The organism is Ralstonia sp. OTU4908 (assembly GCF_038440115.1).
GTDB lineage: Bacteria > Pseudomonadota > Gammaproteobacteria > Burkholderiales > Burkholderiaceae > Ralstonia > Ralstonia pickettii.
The window spans coordinates 74,730-90,708 of sequence record NZ_JASATD010000009.1; the positions used below are offsets into that span (position 1 = coordinate 74,730).

The 15,979-nt window shown below is 64.3% G+C and carries 18 protein-coding genes; all 18 read right to left on the bottom strand.

Annotation, left to right across the window (positions count from 1 at the left end; all coding sequences use genetic code 11):
* Window positions 1-48: 48 nt before the first annotated feature.
* Window positions 49-702: an imidazole glycerol phosphate synthase subunit HisH gene (gene hisH / locus AAHM38_RS10410; protein ID WP_012763119.1), complete on the bottom strand. Its 654-nt coding sequence runs from the start codon at window positions 700-702 to the stop codon at window positions 49-51.
* A gap of 8 nt (window positions 703-710) precedes the next feature.
* Entirely contained in the window at window positions 711-1,334 is a 624-nt protein-coding gene (locus AAHM38_RS10415; protein WP_004634603.1) for a MarC family protein, read from the bottom strand.
* A gap of 55 nt (window positions 1,335-1,389) precedes the next feature.
* On the bottom strand, window positions 1,390-1,980 hold the full coding sequence (gene hisB, locus AAHM38_RS10420) for an imidazoleglycerol-phosphate dehydratase HisB (protein WP_012763120.1): 591 nt from the start codon (window positions 1,978-1,980) through the stop codon (window positions 1,390-1,392).
* Complete coding sequence (gene hisC, locus AAHM38_RS10425) at window positions 1,977-3,101, bottom strand: histidinol-phosphate transaminase (protein ID WP_012763121.1); 1,125 nt, start codon at window positions 3,099-3,101, stop codon at window positions 1,977-1,979. The genes hisB and hisC overlap by 4 nt, the downstream gene beginning before the upstream one ends.
* Before the next feature lie 16 nt (window positions 3,102-3,117).
* The gene (gene hisD / locus AAHM38_RS10430) at window positions 3,118-4,446 is read right to left on the bottom strand and encodes a histidinol dehydrogenase (RefSeq protein WP_012763122.1); all 1,329 of its coding nucleotides are present in this window, start codon (window positions 4,444-4,446) and stop codon (window positions 3,118-3,120) included.
* Window positions 4,443-5,132 (bottom strand): ATP phosphoribosyltransferase, encoded by a 690-nt coding sequence (gene hisG, locus AAHM38_RS10435; protein WP_009241938.1) that lies wholly within the window; start codon window positions 5,130-5,132, stop codon window positions 4,443-4,445. The genes hisD and hisG overlap by 4 nt, the downstream gene beginning before the upstream one ends.
* 7 nt (window positions 5,133-5,139) lie before the next feature.
* The gene (murA, locus tag AAHM38_RS10440; RefSeq protein ID WP_039373945.1) at window positions 5,140-6,405 is read right to left on the bottom strand and encodes a UDP-N-acetylglucosamine 1-carboxyvinyltransferase; all 1,266 of its coding nucleotides are present in this window, start codon (window positions 6,403-6,405) and stop codon (window positions 5,140-5,142) included.
* Window positions 6,406-6,503: 98 nt separating this feature from the next.
* On the bottom strand, window positions 6,504-6,740 hold the full coding sequence (locus AAHM38_RS10445) for a BolA family protein (RefSeq protein ID WP_009241936.1): 237 nt from the start codon (window positions 6,738-6,740) through the stop codon (window positions 6,504-6,506).
* Window positions 6,741-6,799: 59 nt separating this feature from the next.
* Window positions 6,800-7,588: an ABC transporter permease gene (locus tag AAHM38_RS10450; RefSeq protein ID WP_012763124.1), complete on the bottom strand. Its 789-nt coding sequence runs from the start codon at window positions 7,586-7,588 to the stop codon at window positions 6,800-6,802.
* Window positions 7,585-8,550: an ABC transporter ATP-binding protein gene (locus tag AAHM38_RS10455; RefSeq protein ID WP_009241934.1), complete on the bottom strand. Its 966-nt coding sequence runs from the start codon at window positions 8,548-8,550 to the stop codon at window positions 7,585-7,587. Before AAHM38_RS10455 ends, AAHM38_RS10450 begins: the two co-directional genes overlap by 4 nt.
* Window positions 8,551-8,799: 249 nt before the next feature.
* A complete protein-coding gene (locus AAHM38_RS10460; protein ID WP_012763125.1) occupies window positions 8,800-9,111 on the bottom strand; it encodes an STAS domain-containing protein in 312 nt (103 codons plus the stop codon).
* 73 nt (window positions 9,112-9,184) lie between these two features.
* Complete coding sequence (locus AAHM38_RS10465) at window positions 9,185-9,820, bottom strand: MlaC/ttg2D family ABC transporter substrate-binding protein (protein ID WP_012763126.1); 636 nt, start codon at window positions 9,818-9,820, stop codon at window positions 9,185-9,187.
* Window positions 9,821-9,972: 152 nt separating this feature from the next.
* Window positions 9,973-10,776: an MlaA family lipoprotein gene (locus AAHM38_RS10470; RefSeq protein ID WP_009241931.1), complete on the bottom strand. Its 804-nt coding sequence runs from the start codon at window positions 10,774-10,776 to the stop codon at window positions 9,973-9,975.
* Window positions 10,773-11,300: an outer membrane lipid asymmetry maintenance protein MlaD gene (gene mlaD, locus AAHM38_RS10475; protein ID WP_012763127.1), complete on the bottom strand. Its 528-nt coding sequence runs from the start codon at window positions 11,298-11,300 to the stop codon at window positions 10,773-10,775. Before mlaD ends, AAHM38_RS10470 begins: the two co-directional genes overlap by 4 nt.
* A gap of 37 nt (window positions 11,301-11,337) precedes the next feature.
* A complete protein-coding gene (gene mlaE, locus AAHM38_RS10480) occupies window positions 11,338-12,105 on the bottom strand; it encodes a lipid asymmetry maintenance ABC transporter permease subunit MlaE (RefSeq protein ID WP_012763128.1) in 768 nt (255 codons plus the stop codon).
* A complete protein-coding gene (locus AAHM38_RS10485) occupies window positions 12,102-12,935 on the bottom strand; it encodes an ABC transporter ATP-binding protein (protein ID WP_004634573.1) in 834 nt (277 codons plus the stop codon). The genes mlaE and AAHM38_RS10485 overlap by 4 nt, the downstream gene beginning before the upstream one ends.
* A gap of 270 nt (window positions 12,936-13,205) precedes the next feature.
* Window positions 13,206-14,246, bottom strand: a complete 1,041-nt coding sequence (locus AAHM38_RS10490; protein ID WP_039374850.1) for a Bug family tripartite tricarboxylate transporter substrate binding protein — start codon at window positions 14,244-14,246, stop codon at window positions 13,206-13,208.
* Window positions 14,247-14,423: 177 nt separating this feature from the next.
* The gene (locus AAHM38_RS10495) at window positions 14,424-15,887 is read right to left on the bottom strand and encodes a glutamate synthase subunit beta (RefSeq protein WP_012763130.1); all 1,464 of its coding nucleotides are present in this window, start codon (window positions 15,885-15,887) and stop codon (window positions 14,424-14,426) included.
* Window positions 15,888-15,979: the final 92 nt, after the last annotated feature.

A 15,979-nucleotide genomic window follows, 5' to 3' on the forward strand; every position in this document is an offset into this window, starting at 1 on the left:
TGAGGTTAAACGGGCAAAAGGGATTCGGTTGCGACTGTGAGCCCGAGTTCACGGGTTCCAGTGCACGAAGTTCCGGTAGATCTGCAGACCGGCTTGCGCACTTTTTTCCGGGTGAAACTGTGTTGCAAAAATATTATCCCGGGCGATGGCGGAGGTAAACCGCACGCCGTATTCGGTCTCTCCGACCGATTCGTCGGCATTCGCGGGCCGCGCGTAGTAGCTGTGCACGAAATAGAAGTAGCTCTGGTCCGGCACACCTTCCCAAAGGGCGTGGGCACGACTCTGGTGCACGCGGTTCCAGCCCATCTGGGGCACTTTGTACCGCGAACCGTCCGGCTGCAACTTGCCGTCCAGATCAAAGCGGACCACATCGCCCTTGATGAGGCCCAGCCCTTCGGTGTGTTGCTGCCCGGGGCGCGCCTCGGTGCTGCGCTCCAGCAGCATCTGCTCGCCCACGCATACGCCGAGCATCGGCTTGCTGCGCGATGCCTCCAGCACGGCATCACGCAGGCCGGACCGGTCGAACGCGGCCATGCAGTCGGGCATGGCGCCTTGCCCTGGCAGGACGACGCGGTCGGCGGCGCGGATTTCATCCGCTTGCGCACTGATGCGCACATCGGCCTGGGGAGCAACGGCGATCAGGGCTTGCGCCACCGAGCGCAGATTGCCCATGCCGTAATCGACGATTGCGATCTTAGTCATGACTCAATTTAGGCCCTAAGTACGGGCAACAGGGTTTTCAGCCCATCAACGATGAATTCCACGGCCAGCGCCGCCAGGATCAGGCCCATCAGCCGCGTCCCGACGTTGATGCCGGTGCGACCGATCACACGGGCGATCGGCTCGGCCGCGCGTAGCACGATCCAGACCACGACTGCGATCGCCACACCGACGCCAGCGAGGAGAAACAAGTCCCACCAGTGCTTCGTCTTGCCCGCATAGACGATGACCGTGCTGATCGAGCCCGGGCCCGTGAGCAGCGGAATCGCCAGCGGCACGACCGCAATGCTGGCCTTGGCACCGGCTTCGTCCTCTTCTTCGGGCGTGGCCTTGGTGCGGCTGGTCTGCGCATTGAGCATGTTCAGCGCGATCATGATCATGATGATCCCGCCGCCCACCTGCAGGGAACCCACCGAAAACCCGAAAAAGCTGATGATCTGCTCGCCCAGCAACGCCGATAGGCCGATCACGATTGCCACCGAAATCGACGCGACCTTGATGGTGCGGCGCTTCTCCTCATCCGTCTGGCTCTCGGTCAGGCTGATGAAGAACGGGATCGCGCCGATCGGGTTGATCAGCGCGAGCAGCGAGAAAAAGCTTTTGGTCAGATCCATCGGATCGGCGGCCGGTTTTGGAGTCGGGTAGGCGCGGCCAGGCCGACGCAGTGATTTACAGGGCGCCCTTGGTCGACGGAATCGTGCCGGCAGCGCGCGGATCGATCTCTACCGCCATGCGCAGCGCGCGGCCAAAGGCCTTGAACACGGTTTCGATCTGGTGGTGCGCGTTGACGCCGCGCAGGTTGTCGATATGCAGCGTCACGCCGGCATGGTTGACGAACCCGCGGAAGAATTCGATGGATAGGTCAACGTCAAAGTTGCCCACGCGTGCGCGCGTGAACGGCACGTGGAACTCCAGGCCCGGACGGCCGGAGAAATCGATGACCACGCGCGACAGGGCCTCGTCCAGCGGCACGTAGCTGTGGCCGTAGCGCACGATGCCTTTCTTGTCGCCAATGGCCTCGGCGACGGCCTGGCCCAGCGTGATGCCGACGTCTTCCACGGTGTGGTGATCGTCGATATGGGTATCGCCGGTGGCCGAGACGTCCAGGTCGACCATGCCGTGACGGGCGATCTGGTCGAGCATGTGGTCGAGGAAGGGGACGCCGGTGTTCAGCGTCTGCTTGCCCGTGCCGTCCAAATCAAGGGCGACGCGGATCTGCGTTTCAGAGGTGTTGCGAGTGACCTCGGCACGGCGGTTCATGGGGCTTCCTGCATCGATGCGACAAAGGCATCGATAAATTGCGCGTTTTCTTCGGGATTGCTGACCGTCACGCGCAGACAGTTGGCCAACAACGGGTGCATTTTACTGACGTTTTTGATGAGAACACGCCGTTTTAGCAGGCGATCGAACATTCCCGCTGCATCGGGTACGCGCGCAAGGATGAAGTTGGCGGCGCTCGGGAAGACTTCAACACCCGGCAGCGCAGCCAGCGCGTCGATCAGCTTGGTGCGCTCGGCCCGCAAAGTCGCTGCCTGGGCATCCAGCACGTCCACGTGTTCGAGCATGAACTGGGCGGTGGCCTCGGTCAGCACATTGATGTTGTACGGCGGGCGCACCTTGTCCAGCTCGGCAATCCACTTCGGGTGGCCGGCTACGTAGCCCAGACGAATGCCCGCCAAGCCCAGCTTGGAGACGGTGCGCATCACCAACAGGTGATCGAAATCGCGCAGGCGCGGCATCCAGCTATGTTGCGCGAACGGCTGGTACGCCTCGTCGACCACCACCAGGCTCTGGCAGACCGGGCCGCGCGCGGCGCGGATGATCGCGTCCATGTCGGCCGCGTCGAACAGGTTGCCCGTCGGGTTGTTCGGATACGCCAGGTAGATGACGGCGGGCTGATGTTCGGCCATGGCCGCCAGCATCGCTTCACGGTCCAGCGTCAGGTCTGCCTTGAGGGGTACGCCGACAAAGTTCAGGCCCAGCAGCTGCGCCGACATCGCGTACATCACGAAACCCGGCACCGGCGCCAGCACGGTCGCGCCCGGCTTGGCCGCCGCAATGGCGATCAGGCTGATGATCTCGTCCGAACCATTGCCCAGCAGCACCTCGGCACCGGCCGGCACATGCATCACCTGCTTGAGCTGCGCCTTTAACGCGTCGGCGGTCGGCACCGGGTAGCGGTTGAGCGCGACTTCGGCCAGGCGCTTGCCCAGCGCGTCGCGCAGCATCGCCGGCAGCAGATATGGGTTTTCCATCGCGTCCAGCTTGACCATGCCGGTCGCGTCGGGCACGTGGTACGCGCCCATGGCGCGGACGTCGTCGCGCACGATGCGGGCGAGTAGGTCATCCAGAGAGGCTTGGGCCGGAGCTGTGGCGTTCATCGTCGTGCTGCAGGCGTTATTCGGAGGTTGGGCGTTGCAGGCGATATTCGGCGCTGCGGGCATGCGCTTGCAGGCCTTCGCCGTAAGCCAGTTCGGCAGCAATCTCGCCCAGCATCTGCGCGCCGGCTTCGCTCACCTCGATCAGGCTAGAACGCTTGATGAAGTCGTACACGCCCAGCGGCGACGAGAAGCGCGCCGTGCGGGACGTGGGCAGAACGTGGTTCGGGCCCGCGCAGTAATCGCCCAGCGATTCGCTGGTGTATTTGCCGAGGAAGATCGCGCCGGCGTGCCGGATGCGCTCGGCCCACTGGCGCGGGTTCTCCGCCGAAATCTCCAGATGCTCCGGCGCGATGTCGTTGGCGATGTCGCACGCCTCGTCCATGTCGCGCACCTTGACCAGCGCGCCACGGCCCGACAGCGATTCTGCGATCACGCTACGGCGCGGCATGTCTTCAAGCTGACGGTTGATGCTGGCTTCCACCTGCGCGATGAACTCGGCGTTCGGGCACAGCAGGATCGACTGGGCCAGCTCGTCGTGCTCGGCTTGCGAGAACAAGTCCATCGCCACCCAGTCCGGATCGGTCGTGCCATCGCAGATGACGAGGATTTCCGACGGACCGGCAATCATGTCGATGCCCACTGTGCCGAACACGCGGCGCTTGGCGGCCGCCACATAGGCGTTGCCCGGGCCGACGATCTTGTCGACGGCGGGGACGGTGTCCGTGCCATAAGCCAGCGCACCCACGGCCTGCGCGCCGCCGATGGTGAACACGCGGTCCACCCCGGCAATGCAGGCCGCAGCCAGCACCAGCTCGTTGCGCACGCCGCCCGGCGTGGGCACCACCATGATGATTTCCTTGACCCCGGCCACGCGCGCCGGAATCGCGTTCATTAGCACCGACGACGGGTACGCCGCCTTGCCGCCTGGCACGTAGATGCCCACGCGGTCGAGCGGCGTCACCTTCTGGCCGAGCACCGTGCCGTCGGCTTCGGCGTATTCCCAGCTATGCGTGCCGCACTCGATCTTCTGCTTCTCGTGATACGCACGTACGCGGGCGGCGGCGGCTTCCAGAGCCGCGCGGCGCTTGGGCTCCAGGCCGTCCAGCGCGGTCTGCAGCACGGTGGGCGACAGCTCCAGCGCGGCTACGCTCTCGGCTTCGATGCGGTCGAAGCGGCGGGTGGCTTCCAGGACGGCGGCGTCGCCGCGCGCCTTCACGTCGGCCAGGATCTGCGCAGCGGCGCGGTCGATGGCTTCGTCTTCGCTCGCTTCGAACGCGAGCACCTGGCGCAGTTGCGCCGCGAATCCGGCGTCGGCCGAATCCAGTTTACGGATGGTCAGGCTCATGCGGCTTCCCCAACACGCGCGTCCGTCGCGGAGGCGCGCTCGAAAGCGTCGAGGATGGGCGCCAGCCTGTCACGCTTGAGTTTCAGCGCGGCCTGGTTGACGACCAGTCGGGACGAGATCTGCACGATCTCTTCCACCTCGACGAGGTTGTTTGCGCGCAGCGTGCCGCCCGTGCTGACCAGGTCGACGATGGCGTCAGCCAGGCCCACCAGCGGGCCCAGCTCCATCGAGCCGTACAGCTTGATCAGGTCGACGTGCACGCCCTTCTTGGCGAAGTGTTCGCGCGCGGTATTCAGATACTTCGTCGCCACCGACAGGCGCGCACCCTGGCGCACCGCGTTGGCGTAATCGAAGCCCTTGGGCACCGCCACCGACATGCGGCAGCGGGCGATATTCAGGTCGATGGGCGCATACAGGCCCGCCATGCCGTGCTCCATCAGCACGTCGCGGCCGGCCACGCCGAAATCCGCCGCGCCGTATTGCACGTAGGTCGGCACGTCGGAGGCACGCACGATGATCACGCGCAGCGCCGGATCGGACGTCGGCAGAATCAGCTTGCGCGAGGTTTCCGGGTCTTCGGTCACCTCGATGCCGGCAGCCTTCAGCAACGGCAGCGTCTCTTCAAAGATGCGCCCTTTGGACAACGCCAGCGTGAGCTGGTTGGAGGCGGACTGGAATGCGTTCATGGCCGGCTTACCCCTGGATGCGGCGGATCTTGGCGCCGACGGCGGACAGCTTGTCTTCGATGCGGTCGTAACCGCGATCAAGATGATAGATGCGGTCGACCAGCGTCTCGCCCTGCGCGATCAGCCCGGCGATGACGAGGCTGGCCGAGGCGCGCAGGTCGGTGGCCATGACGGTTGCACCCGACAATTGCTCGACGCCCGTCACCACCGCCGTCTTGCCTTCGATCACGATATTGGCGCCCAGGCGGTTCAGTTCCTGCACGTGCATGAAGCGGTTTTCGAAGATGGTCTCCGTCACCGTGGCAGAGCCCTCGGCGATGGCGTTGAGCATCATGAACTGAGCCTGCATGTCGGTCGGGAACGCCGGGTATTCCGACGTGCGGAAGCTCACCGCCTTCGGGCGGCCGGTCATCTGCACACGGATCCAGTCATCGCCCGTGGTGAGCGTCACGCCGGCTTCGCGCAGCTTGTCGAGCACGGCATCGAGAATGCCGGGCGGCACGGCGCGCAGCGTCACGTCGCCACCGGCCGCAGCCACGGCACACAGGAATGTGCCGGCTTCAATACGATCGGCAATCACCGTGTGCGCGGCGCCGTGCAGCGCTTCAACACTCTGGATGACCAGGCGGTCGGTGCCGATGCCTTCGATGCGCGCGCCCATCTTCACGAGCAGATTGGCGAGGTCGGTGACCTCAGGCTCGCGCGCGGCGTTTTCCAGCACGGTCTCGCCGTCGGCAAGCGCGGCTGCCATCAGCAGGTTTTCCGTACCCGTGACCGTCACCATGTCGGTGACGATGCGCGCGCCGCGCAGACGCTTTGCGCCATCGGCAAGCTTGGCTTCAATGTAGCCGTGCTCGATGACGATCTCGGCGCCCATCAATTGCAGCCCCTTGATGTGCTGATCCACCGGACGCGCGCCGATGCCGCAACCGCCCGGCAGCGACACACGCGCATGGCCGAAGCGCGCCAGCAGCGGGCCCAGCACCAGGATCGACGCACGCATGGTCTTCACCAGGTCGTACGAAGCTTCGGGCGTGTGGATGGTGGCAGCGTCGAGCGTGAGGTTGTGACCGTCGAGCACGCCTTCCACGCCCATCTGGCGCAGCAGCTTGAGCATCGTGCGCACGTCCTGCAGATTCGGCACGTTGCTCAGCGCCAGCGGCTCGGCCGTCAGCAGCGCGGCACACATGATGGGCAGCGCGGCGTTCTTGGCGCCAGACACGCGGATTTCGCCCGAGAGCGGGCCATTGCCTTCGATCAGCAGTTTGTCCATGAGCGAGACGTCTCGTCGATCACTGTGGAAGGGGCGCTCGGCGAGCGCAAGGTCGGAATCCGTTGAAACGGTAACCGGGGTAGGATCAAGCTCGGCCATCAGGGCTGCCACTCCGCCGGGGTGAGCGTCTTCATGGACAGCGCGTGAATTTCGGCGCGCATCCGCTCACCCAGCGCGGCATAGACGAGCTGGTGACGCTGGATCAACCGCTTGCCTTCAAACTGCGCGCTGACGATGGTGGCAAAAAAGTGCTGACCGTCGCCCTCGACTTCGAGGTGCTCGCACGGCAGGCCGGTTTCGATGTACTGCTTGACTTGTTCGGGTGTGGGCAACATGGCCGTCCCTTCTCCTGCAAAACGTTAGGGTGAGCGTCGTTCGTTTTGTTATCGACGCATCAATGGCGCAGCTTGTAGCCCGTGCGCAGCATCTGCAGGGCCACTCCCCCCACTACGACCAGCGCGATCAGCATCACGCCGAGGCTCGTCGCCACCGGCACATCGGACACGCCGAAGAAGCCGTAGCGGAAGCCGTCGATCATGTAGAAGAACGGGTTGGCGTGGGACACCGCCTGCCAGAACGGCGGCAGTGAATGAATCGAATAGAACACGCCCGCCAGGAAGGTGGCCGGCACGATCAGAAAGTTCTGGAACGCCGCAAGCTGGTCGAATTTTTCAGCCCAGATGCCCGCGATCAGCCCCAGCGTGCCCAGCACGCTCGCGCCCAGCACGGCAAACACGATGATCCACAATGGCTGCGCGAAATGCAGGTGCGCAAACAGCGTCGTCACGATCAGCACGCCGGTGCCCACGGCCAGACCTCGAATGATCGACGCGCACACATACGCACCGAACATCTCCCAGTGCGACAGCGGCGGCAGCATGATGAACACCAGGTTGCCGGTGATCTTCGACTGGATGAGCGACGACGAGCTGTTTGCGAAGGCGTTCTGCAGCACGCTCATCATTACCAGACCCGGCACCAGGAAAGCGGTGTAGCTCAACTGGTCGAACACCTTGACGCGGTCTTCCAGCACGTGGCCGAAAATCAGCAGATACAGCAGCGCGGTCAGCACCGGCGCGGCCACGGTCTGGAAGCTCACTTTCCAGAAACGCAGGACTTCCTTGTACAGCAGCGTACGGAAACCGACCCAACGGCCCGGCATGCTCTCGGGAATGACGTTCATGCGGCGGGCTCCAGCGCAGAATCAGGAATGGCAGGCGCCTGAGGCCCGAGGGGCAATCCGCTTTCGCGCCGCATGATCTGCACGAACACGTCTTCCAGATCGGCCTTGGCGACTTCCATGTCGTCGATCTCGCAGCCGGCAAGGCGGCACGTGGAGAGAATCTGTTCGACCTCGCCGTAGCCCGACAGGCGCAGACGCACGCCGCGCTCGCCATGGTTGCCCGGCAGGCGAAGGCTTTCGAGCGATGCCGGCAACGCACCCTTCGCAAAGCTCAGCACCAGCTGCAACCCGGCAAATTGGGACAGCAGATTCGCCGTGCGATCGAGCGCCACCACCTCGCCAAACTTGAGCATGGCAATGCGGTCGCACAGGGATTCGGCCTCTTCCAGATAGTGCGTGGTCAGCACGACAGTGTGGCCCTCGCGATTCAGGCGGGAGATGAATTTCCACAGCGTCTGGCGCAGCTCGACGTCCACGCCGGCAGTCGGCTCGTCCAGCACGATCACGGGCGGCCGGTGTACCAGCGCCTGCGCCACCAGCACGCGGCGCTTCATGCCACCGGAGAGCGCACGCATGTTGGCGTCGGCCTTGTTGGTCAGGTCCAGATTGGCCATGACCTCGTCGATCCAGTCGTCGTTCTTGGTCAGGCCGAAGTAGCCCGACTGCAGGCGCAGCGTTTCGCGCACCGTGAAAAACGGATCGAACACCAGTTCCTGCGGCACCACGCCCAGCTTGCGGCGCGCGGTGCGGTAGTCGGAAACGACGTCGTGGCCGAGCACGCGCACGCTGCCGGAATCAGCACGATTCAGGCCCGCGAGGATGGAGATCAGCGTGGTCTTGCCCGCGCCGTTGGGGCCCAGCAGGCCGAAAAACTCGCCCTGCTCGACAGACAGGCTCACGCCCTTGAGCGCTTGCAATGACTTGTAGCGCTTGCGGACGTCAGCGATTTCGATGGCTTTCATGGCCGACAAAGTGAACTACCCTGCGCATATCGTGGCCATGAATCGACGTGGCGATCACGGCAGCGGACGCCGCACACGGCGGCGGCAGAGCGACAAACCCAGAATTATAGGGGAACTGGACCAACTCACGGCGTCACCACTGAAGACGCCGAACCGCGAATGACAGGGGTGCGCACGACCCCGGCCCGGAGCGCGGCATCGCGATGACGGGTTCGGAGCAATCACCCCGCGCCCGCACCGGACGCCGCCTCAATGTCGAGCGTGATGGTGCGCAGCAGAGGCGGGCGCGATAGCCAGCAGAGATTCCAGGCCGTACAGCGTGGCGAGATTGGACAGCGCCTGCGGAGCGCCTGCGATATCGAGTGTGATACCGGCATCCTGCGCCGTGCGCTGCCACGACAGCAGCACCGCCAGCGCTGACGAATCGACCTGCGACAAGCCGGCGCAATCAATGTGCAGCGCGGCATTGCCGGCTTCGCGCGCTTGGCCGAGCTGAGCCTCGCCCTCGCGCAGAACGCGCGGCGCTTCGCGGTGAGTCAGCGGGCCGGACAAGGTCAACATGATGGGAATGGGGGCACTGAAAAAGAAACAGCGGCCAGAGTTGACCGCTGCGAGAATTCTACCGGAAGGTGGCTTACTTTGCCGGACCCTTCTCGAGCTGCGAGTTGCGCTCGTTCAGGAAGCTCACCAGCCCAGCCACGCCGCCGCGCTTGCTGATGACATCGGCAAACTGGTTCTTGTACGTCTCCGACAGCCAGAGGCCGCTGATGTTGATGTCGTACACCTTCCAGCCACCGGCCGTCTTTTCCAAACGGTAGTCCAGGGCCACTGGTTCGCCGTTGTTGTTCACGGTTGAGCGCACCACCACATCGGTGTCATCTGCGGCCGCCCGGAACGGCTTATACGAAACGGTCTGGTTCTTCACATTCGACAGGGCGCCGGCGTAAGTGCGGATCAGCAGCGTTTTGAAGCCTTCCTGGATCTGTTGCTGTTGCTCCGGCGACGCCTGGTTCCAGAAACGGCCCATCGCGATCTGTGTGGTGCGCTTGAAATCGGCGCGCGGCACAATCTTTTGATCCACCAGCTGGAACACCTTGGTCATGTTGCCGCCGCGCAGTTCCGGATCGCTCTTGATGGTGCTGAGCACGTCGTCCACAGCCGTCTTGACCGTCGCCTGTGCGTCGGCGTCCTGGGCGTGGACCGGCGCGGCTGCCACGGCAGCCGTCAGCGTGAGGCCGGCGAACAGGGTGCGGAAAAGCTTCTTCAACATATCGCGTCCTTATAGTGTGATTTTCGGGTCGCTTGCTGCGCATGCGCGGCAATCTTGTTGGCGATTAGAACAGACCGCCCGCAGCCAAGTTCGTGCGGGCCGGCCACTTTTACGCCTTGTCACCTTTGAGGCGACCTTGTTACGTGTGCCGATCAGCGGCGGAACACCGGCCAGTTGGGGGTGAAGCGATGGTACGGCGAGACCGTCGCGTCACCGGTATCCGGCGACTTCGTGTTGTCCTGGTCTTCCGGCAGGTTGCCGTCATAGATCAGGTAGCGGCGGCGCTGCAAATAGGCATCGCGCAGGAAGGTGTACTTGTCGACCGCGGCCTGTTCGAACACATTGCTGGCTCCAAGCAGGTTCGCGCGCACGTCAACCACGCGCAACGCGGCCAGCGAGTAGGTGATCGCGCTGTCGTGCCAGTACGTGAGCGGGTCCATCTGCCAGTCGACCAGGAACCCCACGGTGTCACGTGCAGTGCTCGGGCCGAGCAGCGGCCACACGACGTACGGACCCGACGGCACACCCCATACGCCCAGCGTCTGGCCGAAGTCTTCCTTGTGCTTGGGCAGGCCGGCGTCCGACGCAATGTCGATCAGGCCACCCAGACCCAGCACGGTATTGATCGCCACGCGCATGGTGTCTTCCAGCGCGGCGGTGCCCTTCAATTGCAGCAGGTTGTTGACGGCCGAATAGACATCGCCCGCATTCGAGAAGAAATTCGACACCGCCGTGCGCGCTGGCGACGGCACCACATCGACATACGTTTGCGCAACCGGCTTCAGCACGCCCTTGTCGAGGTCTTCGTTGATGCGGAAGACTTCGCGGTTGAACGGTTCGATCGGGTCAGCCGGATTGGCATTCGGCCCCGTCGCACAGCCGGCCAGCATCGTGGCGCCTGCAGCCACAGCCAGCGCAAAGCCGCGCAGCATTTGGATGGATGTTGTTATTTTCATGGCTTAGTGCTCCCGCTACCCTCGGCCGGCTTGGTTCCGCCGGCACTGCCATTCGCGCTGCCGGCACCGGCATCCGCGGCCTTGCTATAGAGGAACTGGCTGATCAGGTTTTCCAGCACCACCGCCGACTGCGTCATGGTGATCTTGCTGCCGCTGGCAAGCATGGCCGAGTCGCCGCCCGGTTCAATGCCAATGTATTGCTCACCGAGCAGACCCGAGGTCAGGACCTTGGCCGAACTGTCTCTCGGAAACTGATAGCGCTGATCCATGTCGAGCACCGCGATGGCCTGGTAGCTCTTGTCATCGAACAGTATCTGCGACACACGGCCGACCACCACACCCGAACTCTTGACCGGCGCCCGCACCTTCAACCCGCCGATATTGTCGAAGGCCGCCTTCACCTGGTAAGTCTTGGCAAACGAGAACGAACTCATATTGCCCGCTTTGAGCGCCAGGAACAGCAGCGCAATGATGCCCACCAGAACGAACAGGCCGACCCAGAAATCGAGGACGCTTTTACGCATGATCTTTTCTCGTTGAACGCTAACGACAACCGGCGGCTCAGCTGAACATCAGCGCCGTGAGCACGAAATCCAGCGCCAGCACGGTGAGCGACGCGATCACCACCGTCCGGGTAGTCGCGCGCGAGACGCCTTCCGGCGTGGCCTTCGCCTCATAACCCTGATACAGCGCAATGAAGGTGACCGCCACACCAAACACGACACTCTTGATGACGCCGTTGAGCACGTCGTCCATGACATCGACGCCGGCCTGCATCTGCGACCAGAACGCGCCGGGGTCCACACCAATCAGTCCGACCCCGACGAAGTATCCGCCCAAAATACCCACCGCACTGAAAATCGCGGCCAGCAACGGCATGGCGATGAAGCCCGCCCAGAAACGCGGCGCCAGCACGCGGGCCAGCGGATCGACTGCCATCATTTCCATGGCGATCAGCTGCTCGCCGGCTTTCATCAGGCCAATCTCGGCCGTGAGCGACGTACCGGCGCGACCGGCAAACAGCAGGGCCGTCACCACCGGCCCCAGCTCGCGCACCAGCGACAGCGCCACTAGCAAACCCAGCGCCTGCTCGGAGCCGTAGCGGTTAAGCGTGTTGTAGCCCTGCAAACCAAGCACGAAGCCAACGAACAGACCCGACACAGCAATGATGATGAACGAATCATTGCCGATGAAGCGCAGTTGCTCGAGCACCAGGCGCGGGCGACGGAGCACGTCGCCCGAAGCGCCAATGAGCGAAATCAACGTGCGTGCGGCATAGCCGAAGCGGCTGATCAGCACCAGAACAAAGCGGCCGATGGTGGAAATCATCGTGCGCCTCCGCTCTTGCCCAGACCGAAGTCATCTGCCAGCGGTGCCCCGGGATAGTGGAACGGCACGGGACCGTCCGCCTCTCCGTGCACGAACTGACGGACGAACGGATCGGTCGATGCGGTCAGCTCAGCCGGCGTGCCTGCGGCAGCAATGCCACCGTTGGCAATGAAGTAGACGTAATCGGCAATGTGGAACGTCTCCTGCACGTCGTGCGAGACGATGATGCTGGTCGCGCCGAGCGCGTCGTTCAGCTTGCGGATGAGCGACGCGGTCAGGCCCAGCGAGATCGGGTCCAGCCCAGCGAACGGCTCGTCATAGAGGATGAGCGACGGATCCAGCGCAATCGCCCGCGCCAGCGCCACGCGCCGGGCCATGCCGCCGGAAATTTCCGAAGGCATCAGGTCGCGCGCACCGCGCAGGCCGACGGCGTTCAGCTTCATCAGCACCAGATCGCGGATGAGCAGTTCGGGCAGTTCGGTATGTTCGCGCAGTGGAAATGCCACATTGTCGAACACGGACAGATCGGTGAACAACGCCCCGAACTGGAACAGCATGCCCATCTGGCGGCGCGCAGCGTACAGCGCGCGCTTGTCCATGGCGCCGATGTCCTGGCCGTGCACGCGTACAGTGCCGGCGGCAGCGGCCACTTGGCCGCCAATCAACCGCAGAATCGTCGTCTTGCCGCAGCCCGAGCCGCCCATGACGGCCACCACGCTGCCCTTGGGCACGCGCATGCACAGGCCGGACAGGATGCGCCGCGCGCCTGGCTGATAGGCGAAATCGACCTGATCGAGTTCGACAACGGCGTTGGAAGGCTGGGTGGACACGGTGGAGATCGGTGCAGAGGGCTCGGCAGGTTGGCGGCTTCATGCTGCCGCATCTCGTTGTCTTGACTACCGCTGGCTCGCCAACAGACGCAGCTTCGCGCGGCCCGCCATTATAGGTGGAAACCCGCGTAGCCCGTCAGTCACGCCGTGCTTACCGACAGTTTGTGTGGCTTGTTCGCCGCGCTGGGGGTTTCCGGGTCTTGCGGGGCTGCTGAAAGTGGTGCGCCTGCGCAGCTGGCGTTGGTACCTGCAGGCGACAGCAGGAGCAGCCTACTCGCCGCTATCCAGCCGTAGGTCGGCTTGGCGAATCACCCCCTGCCAGTGCGTGGCGTCATGGCGCACGGTCTGGGCGAACGTGTCGGGGGCATCCCATTCGGGTTCGAAGCCGCCGGCACGCAACGTAGCGCGGACATCACCTGAAGCGACGGCGCGCCGCAATTCGGCCGCCGCGCGCATCGAGAAAGACCGGGGAGTGCGTGCCGGCATGAAGGAGCCGATCCAGGCGCTGCGATCAAATCCGGCGAGACCGCCTTCGCGCAGGGTCGGCACAGCGGGTGCGAAACGCGAGCGAGCCCCTCCCGTCACCCCGAGCAACCGTAGCTGGCCATTGGCCGCGGCGGCCGCCACACTCGGATAGCAGGCGAAACACGCCGTCATGCGCCCAGCCAGGATCTGTTGCACGAGCCCTGCTTCACCGCGGACGGCCACATGCGGCGCATGGAATGCGTAGTCGCGCACAAACTGCTCGGCGACAAGGTGCGACCACGTGCCGACGATATCCGAGCCGCAATTGACCGTGACGGACTCACCGCTCGCCTGCGCGAGCAGATCGGTCACGGAATAGATCGGCAAGCGCGCATCGACCGCGAGAAACAGGGGCAGCGTGGCCACCATCGCGACCGGCTGGAAATCGCGCAGCGGGTCATACGACGCCGGCTCGAGCGCGGGCTGGGCGACGAACGTGGTCTGCTGGAGCAGCAACGTATGGCCATCGGAGGGCGCGCGGGCGACGGCCTCGCCGGCGGCCATGCCATTGGCTGCCGGGCGATCCTCGACGCCCACCTCGCGGCCGACCTGCTGCTGCAGTTGCGTCGCGAGTGCGCGCGCCAGTGCATCGAACGCGCTGCCTTCCGCCGCCGGCACGACCAGACGCAGCGGTTGCGACGGATAGCCTTGCAGCAAAGCACGCGCGGGCGACGCCAGCATCGCCGGCAGCATGCCAAGCCACGCAAGCGCTCGCCTCCGCTGCCGATCCGGCACATCGGGCGCGTGGGGCACATCTGCACGCACATTGCGGGCGCGAGGTCGCATGAGGCAGTTGGGGATCACGGGGAAATCTCATTCTAGAAATCCGCCTGTCCGCCCTGCACTCATGTAAACCATGTCGACGTAAACCATGAGGCATGACGCTTGTGCCTCAGCAAACGCGGCACAAACAAAAAGGCCCGCCGAGGCAGGCGGGCCTGAGTCAAACGGTCAACCGCGTGGTCAGCGCGGCAGGTCCGAATGACCCATGAGAAACGCATCAACCGAGCGGGCAGCCTGGCGGCCTTCCCGGATCGCCCACACGACGAGCGACTGGCCACGGCGCACATCGCCGGCAGCGAACACCTTCGGCACGTTGGTGGCGTAGGCGTTGTCGCCTTCGGTGGCGGCACGCGCGTTGTTGCGCGCGTCCTTCGTCACGCCAAAGGCATCCAGCAAGCCGCCGACCGGGTTGGTAAAGCCCATCGCCAGCAGCACGAGATCGGCCTTGAGCGTGAACTCGCTGCCTGCCACCTCGACCATCTTGCCGTCCTTCCACTCCAGGCGCACGGCGGTGAGGCCCGTCACGCGGCCGTTCTCGCCGATGAGCGCCTTGGTGGCGACCGACCAGTCGCGCTGGCAACCTTCATCATGCGACGACGACGTGCGCAGCTTGATCGGCCAGTACGGCCACACCAGCGGCTTGTTCTCTTCTTCGGGCGGACGCGGCAGCAGTTCAAACTGCGTGACCGATGCGGCGCCGTGGCGGTTGGACGTGCCCACGCAGTCCGAGCCCGTGTCGCCGCCGCCGATCACGATAACGTGCTTGCCATCGGCGCGGATCGGGTTCGGCGCATCGCCGGCCACTTCCTTGTTCTGCGGGATCAGGAATTCGAGCGCGTAATGCACGCCATCCAGATCACGGCCGGGCACCGGCAGATCGCGCGGCACTTCCGAACCGCCCGTCAGCACCACGGCGTCGAATTGCTTGAGGATATCTTCCGCGGCGATGGTCTCGCGGGCATCGTTGGTGATGCCGGCCGGAACCGTCTTGTCGCCCACCATCACACCGGTGCGGAACGTCACGCCCTCGGCTTCCATCTGCTGCATGCGGCGGTCGATCTGCGCCTTCTCCAGCTTAAAGTCGGGGATGCCGTAGCGCAGCAGGCCGCCAATGCGGTCATTCTTTTCGAACAGCGTCACGTCGTGCCCGGCGCGTGCCAGTTGCTGCGCCGCGGCCATGCCAGCGGGGCCGGAGCCCACCACGGCCACGGTCTTGCCGGTCTTGTGCTTCGGCACTTGCGGCGTCACCCAGCCTTCTTCCCAGGCCTTGTCGATGATGGCGTGCTCGATCGACTTGATGCCGACCGGCAGCTCGTTGATACCCAGCGTGCAAGCCGCTTCGCACGGTGCGGGACAGATGCGGCCCGTGAACTCGGGGAAATTGTTGGTCGAGTGCAGCACTTCAATCGCGGTCTTCCAGTCCTGGCGATATACCAGGTCGTTGAAGTCCGGGATGATGTTGTTGACCGGGCAGCCGTTGTTGCAGAACGGAATGCCGCAGTCCATGCAGCGTGCGCCCTGAATCTTGGCTTCGTTGTCCGCCAGCGCGAACACGAATTCCTTGTAATGCTTCACGCGCGCTTCGGGCGCTTCGTATGCCTCGTTCTGGCGGGGAAATTCGAGAAAACCAGTCGCCTTGCCCATGGTGTCCTTCCTGTCTCGACCTTGCCGGCACAGCGGTGCTGGCGAGGCGTCGAGCCTGTCTTGTGAGGTTGCGTTGTATTTAGTGGCGGCGG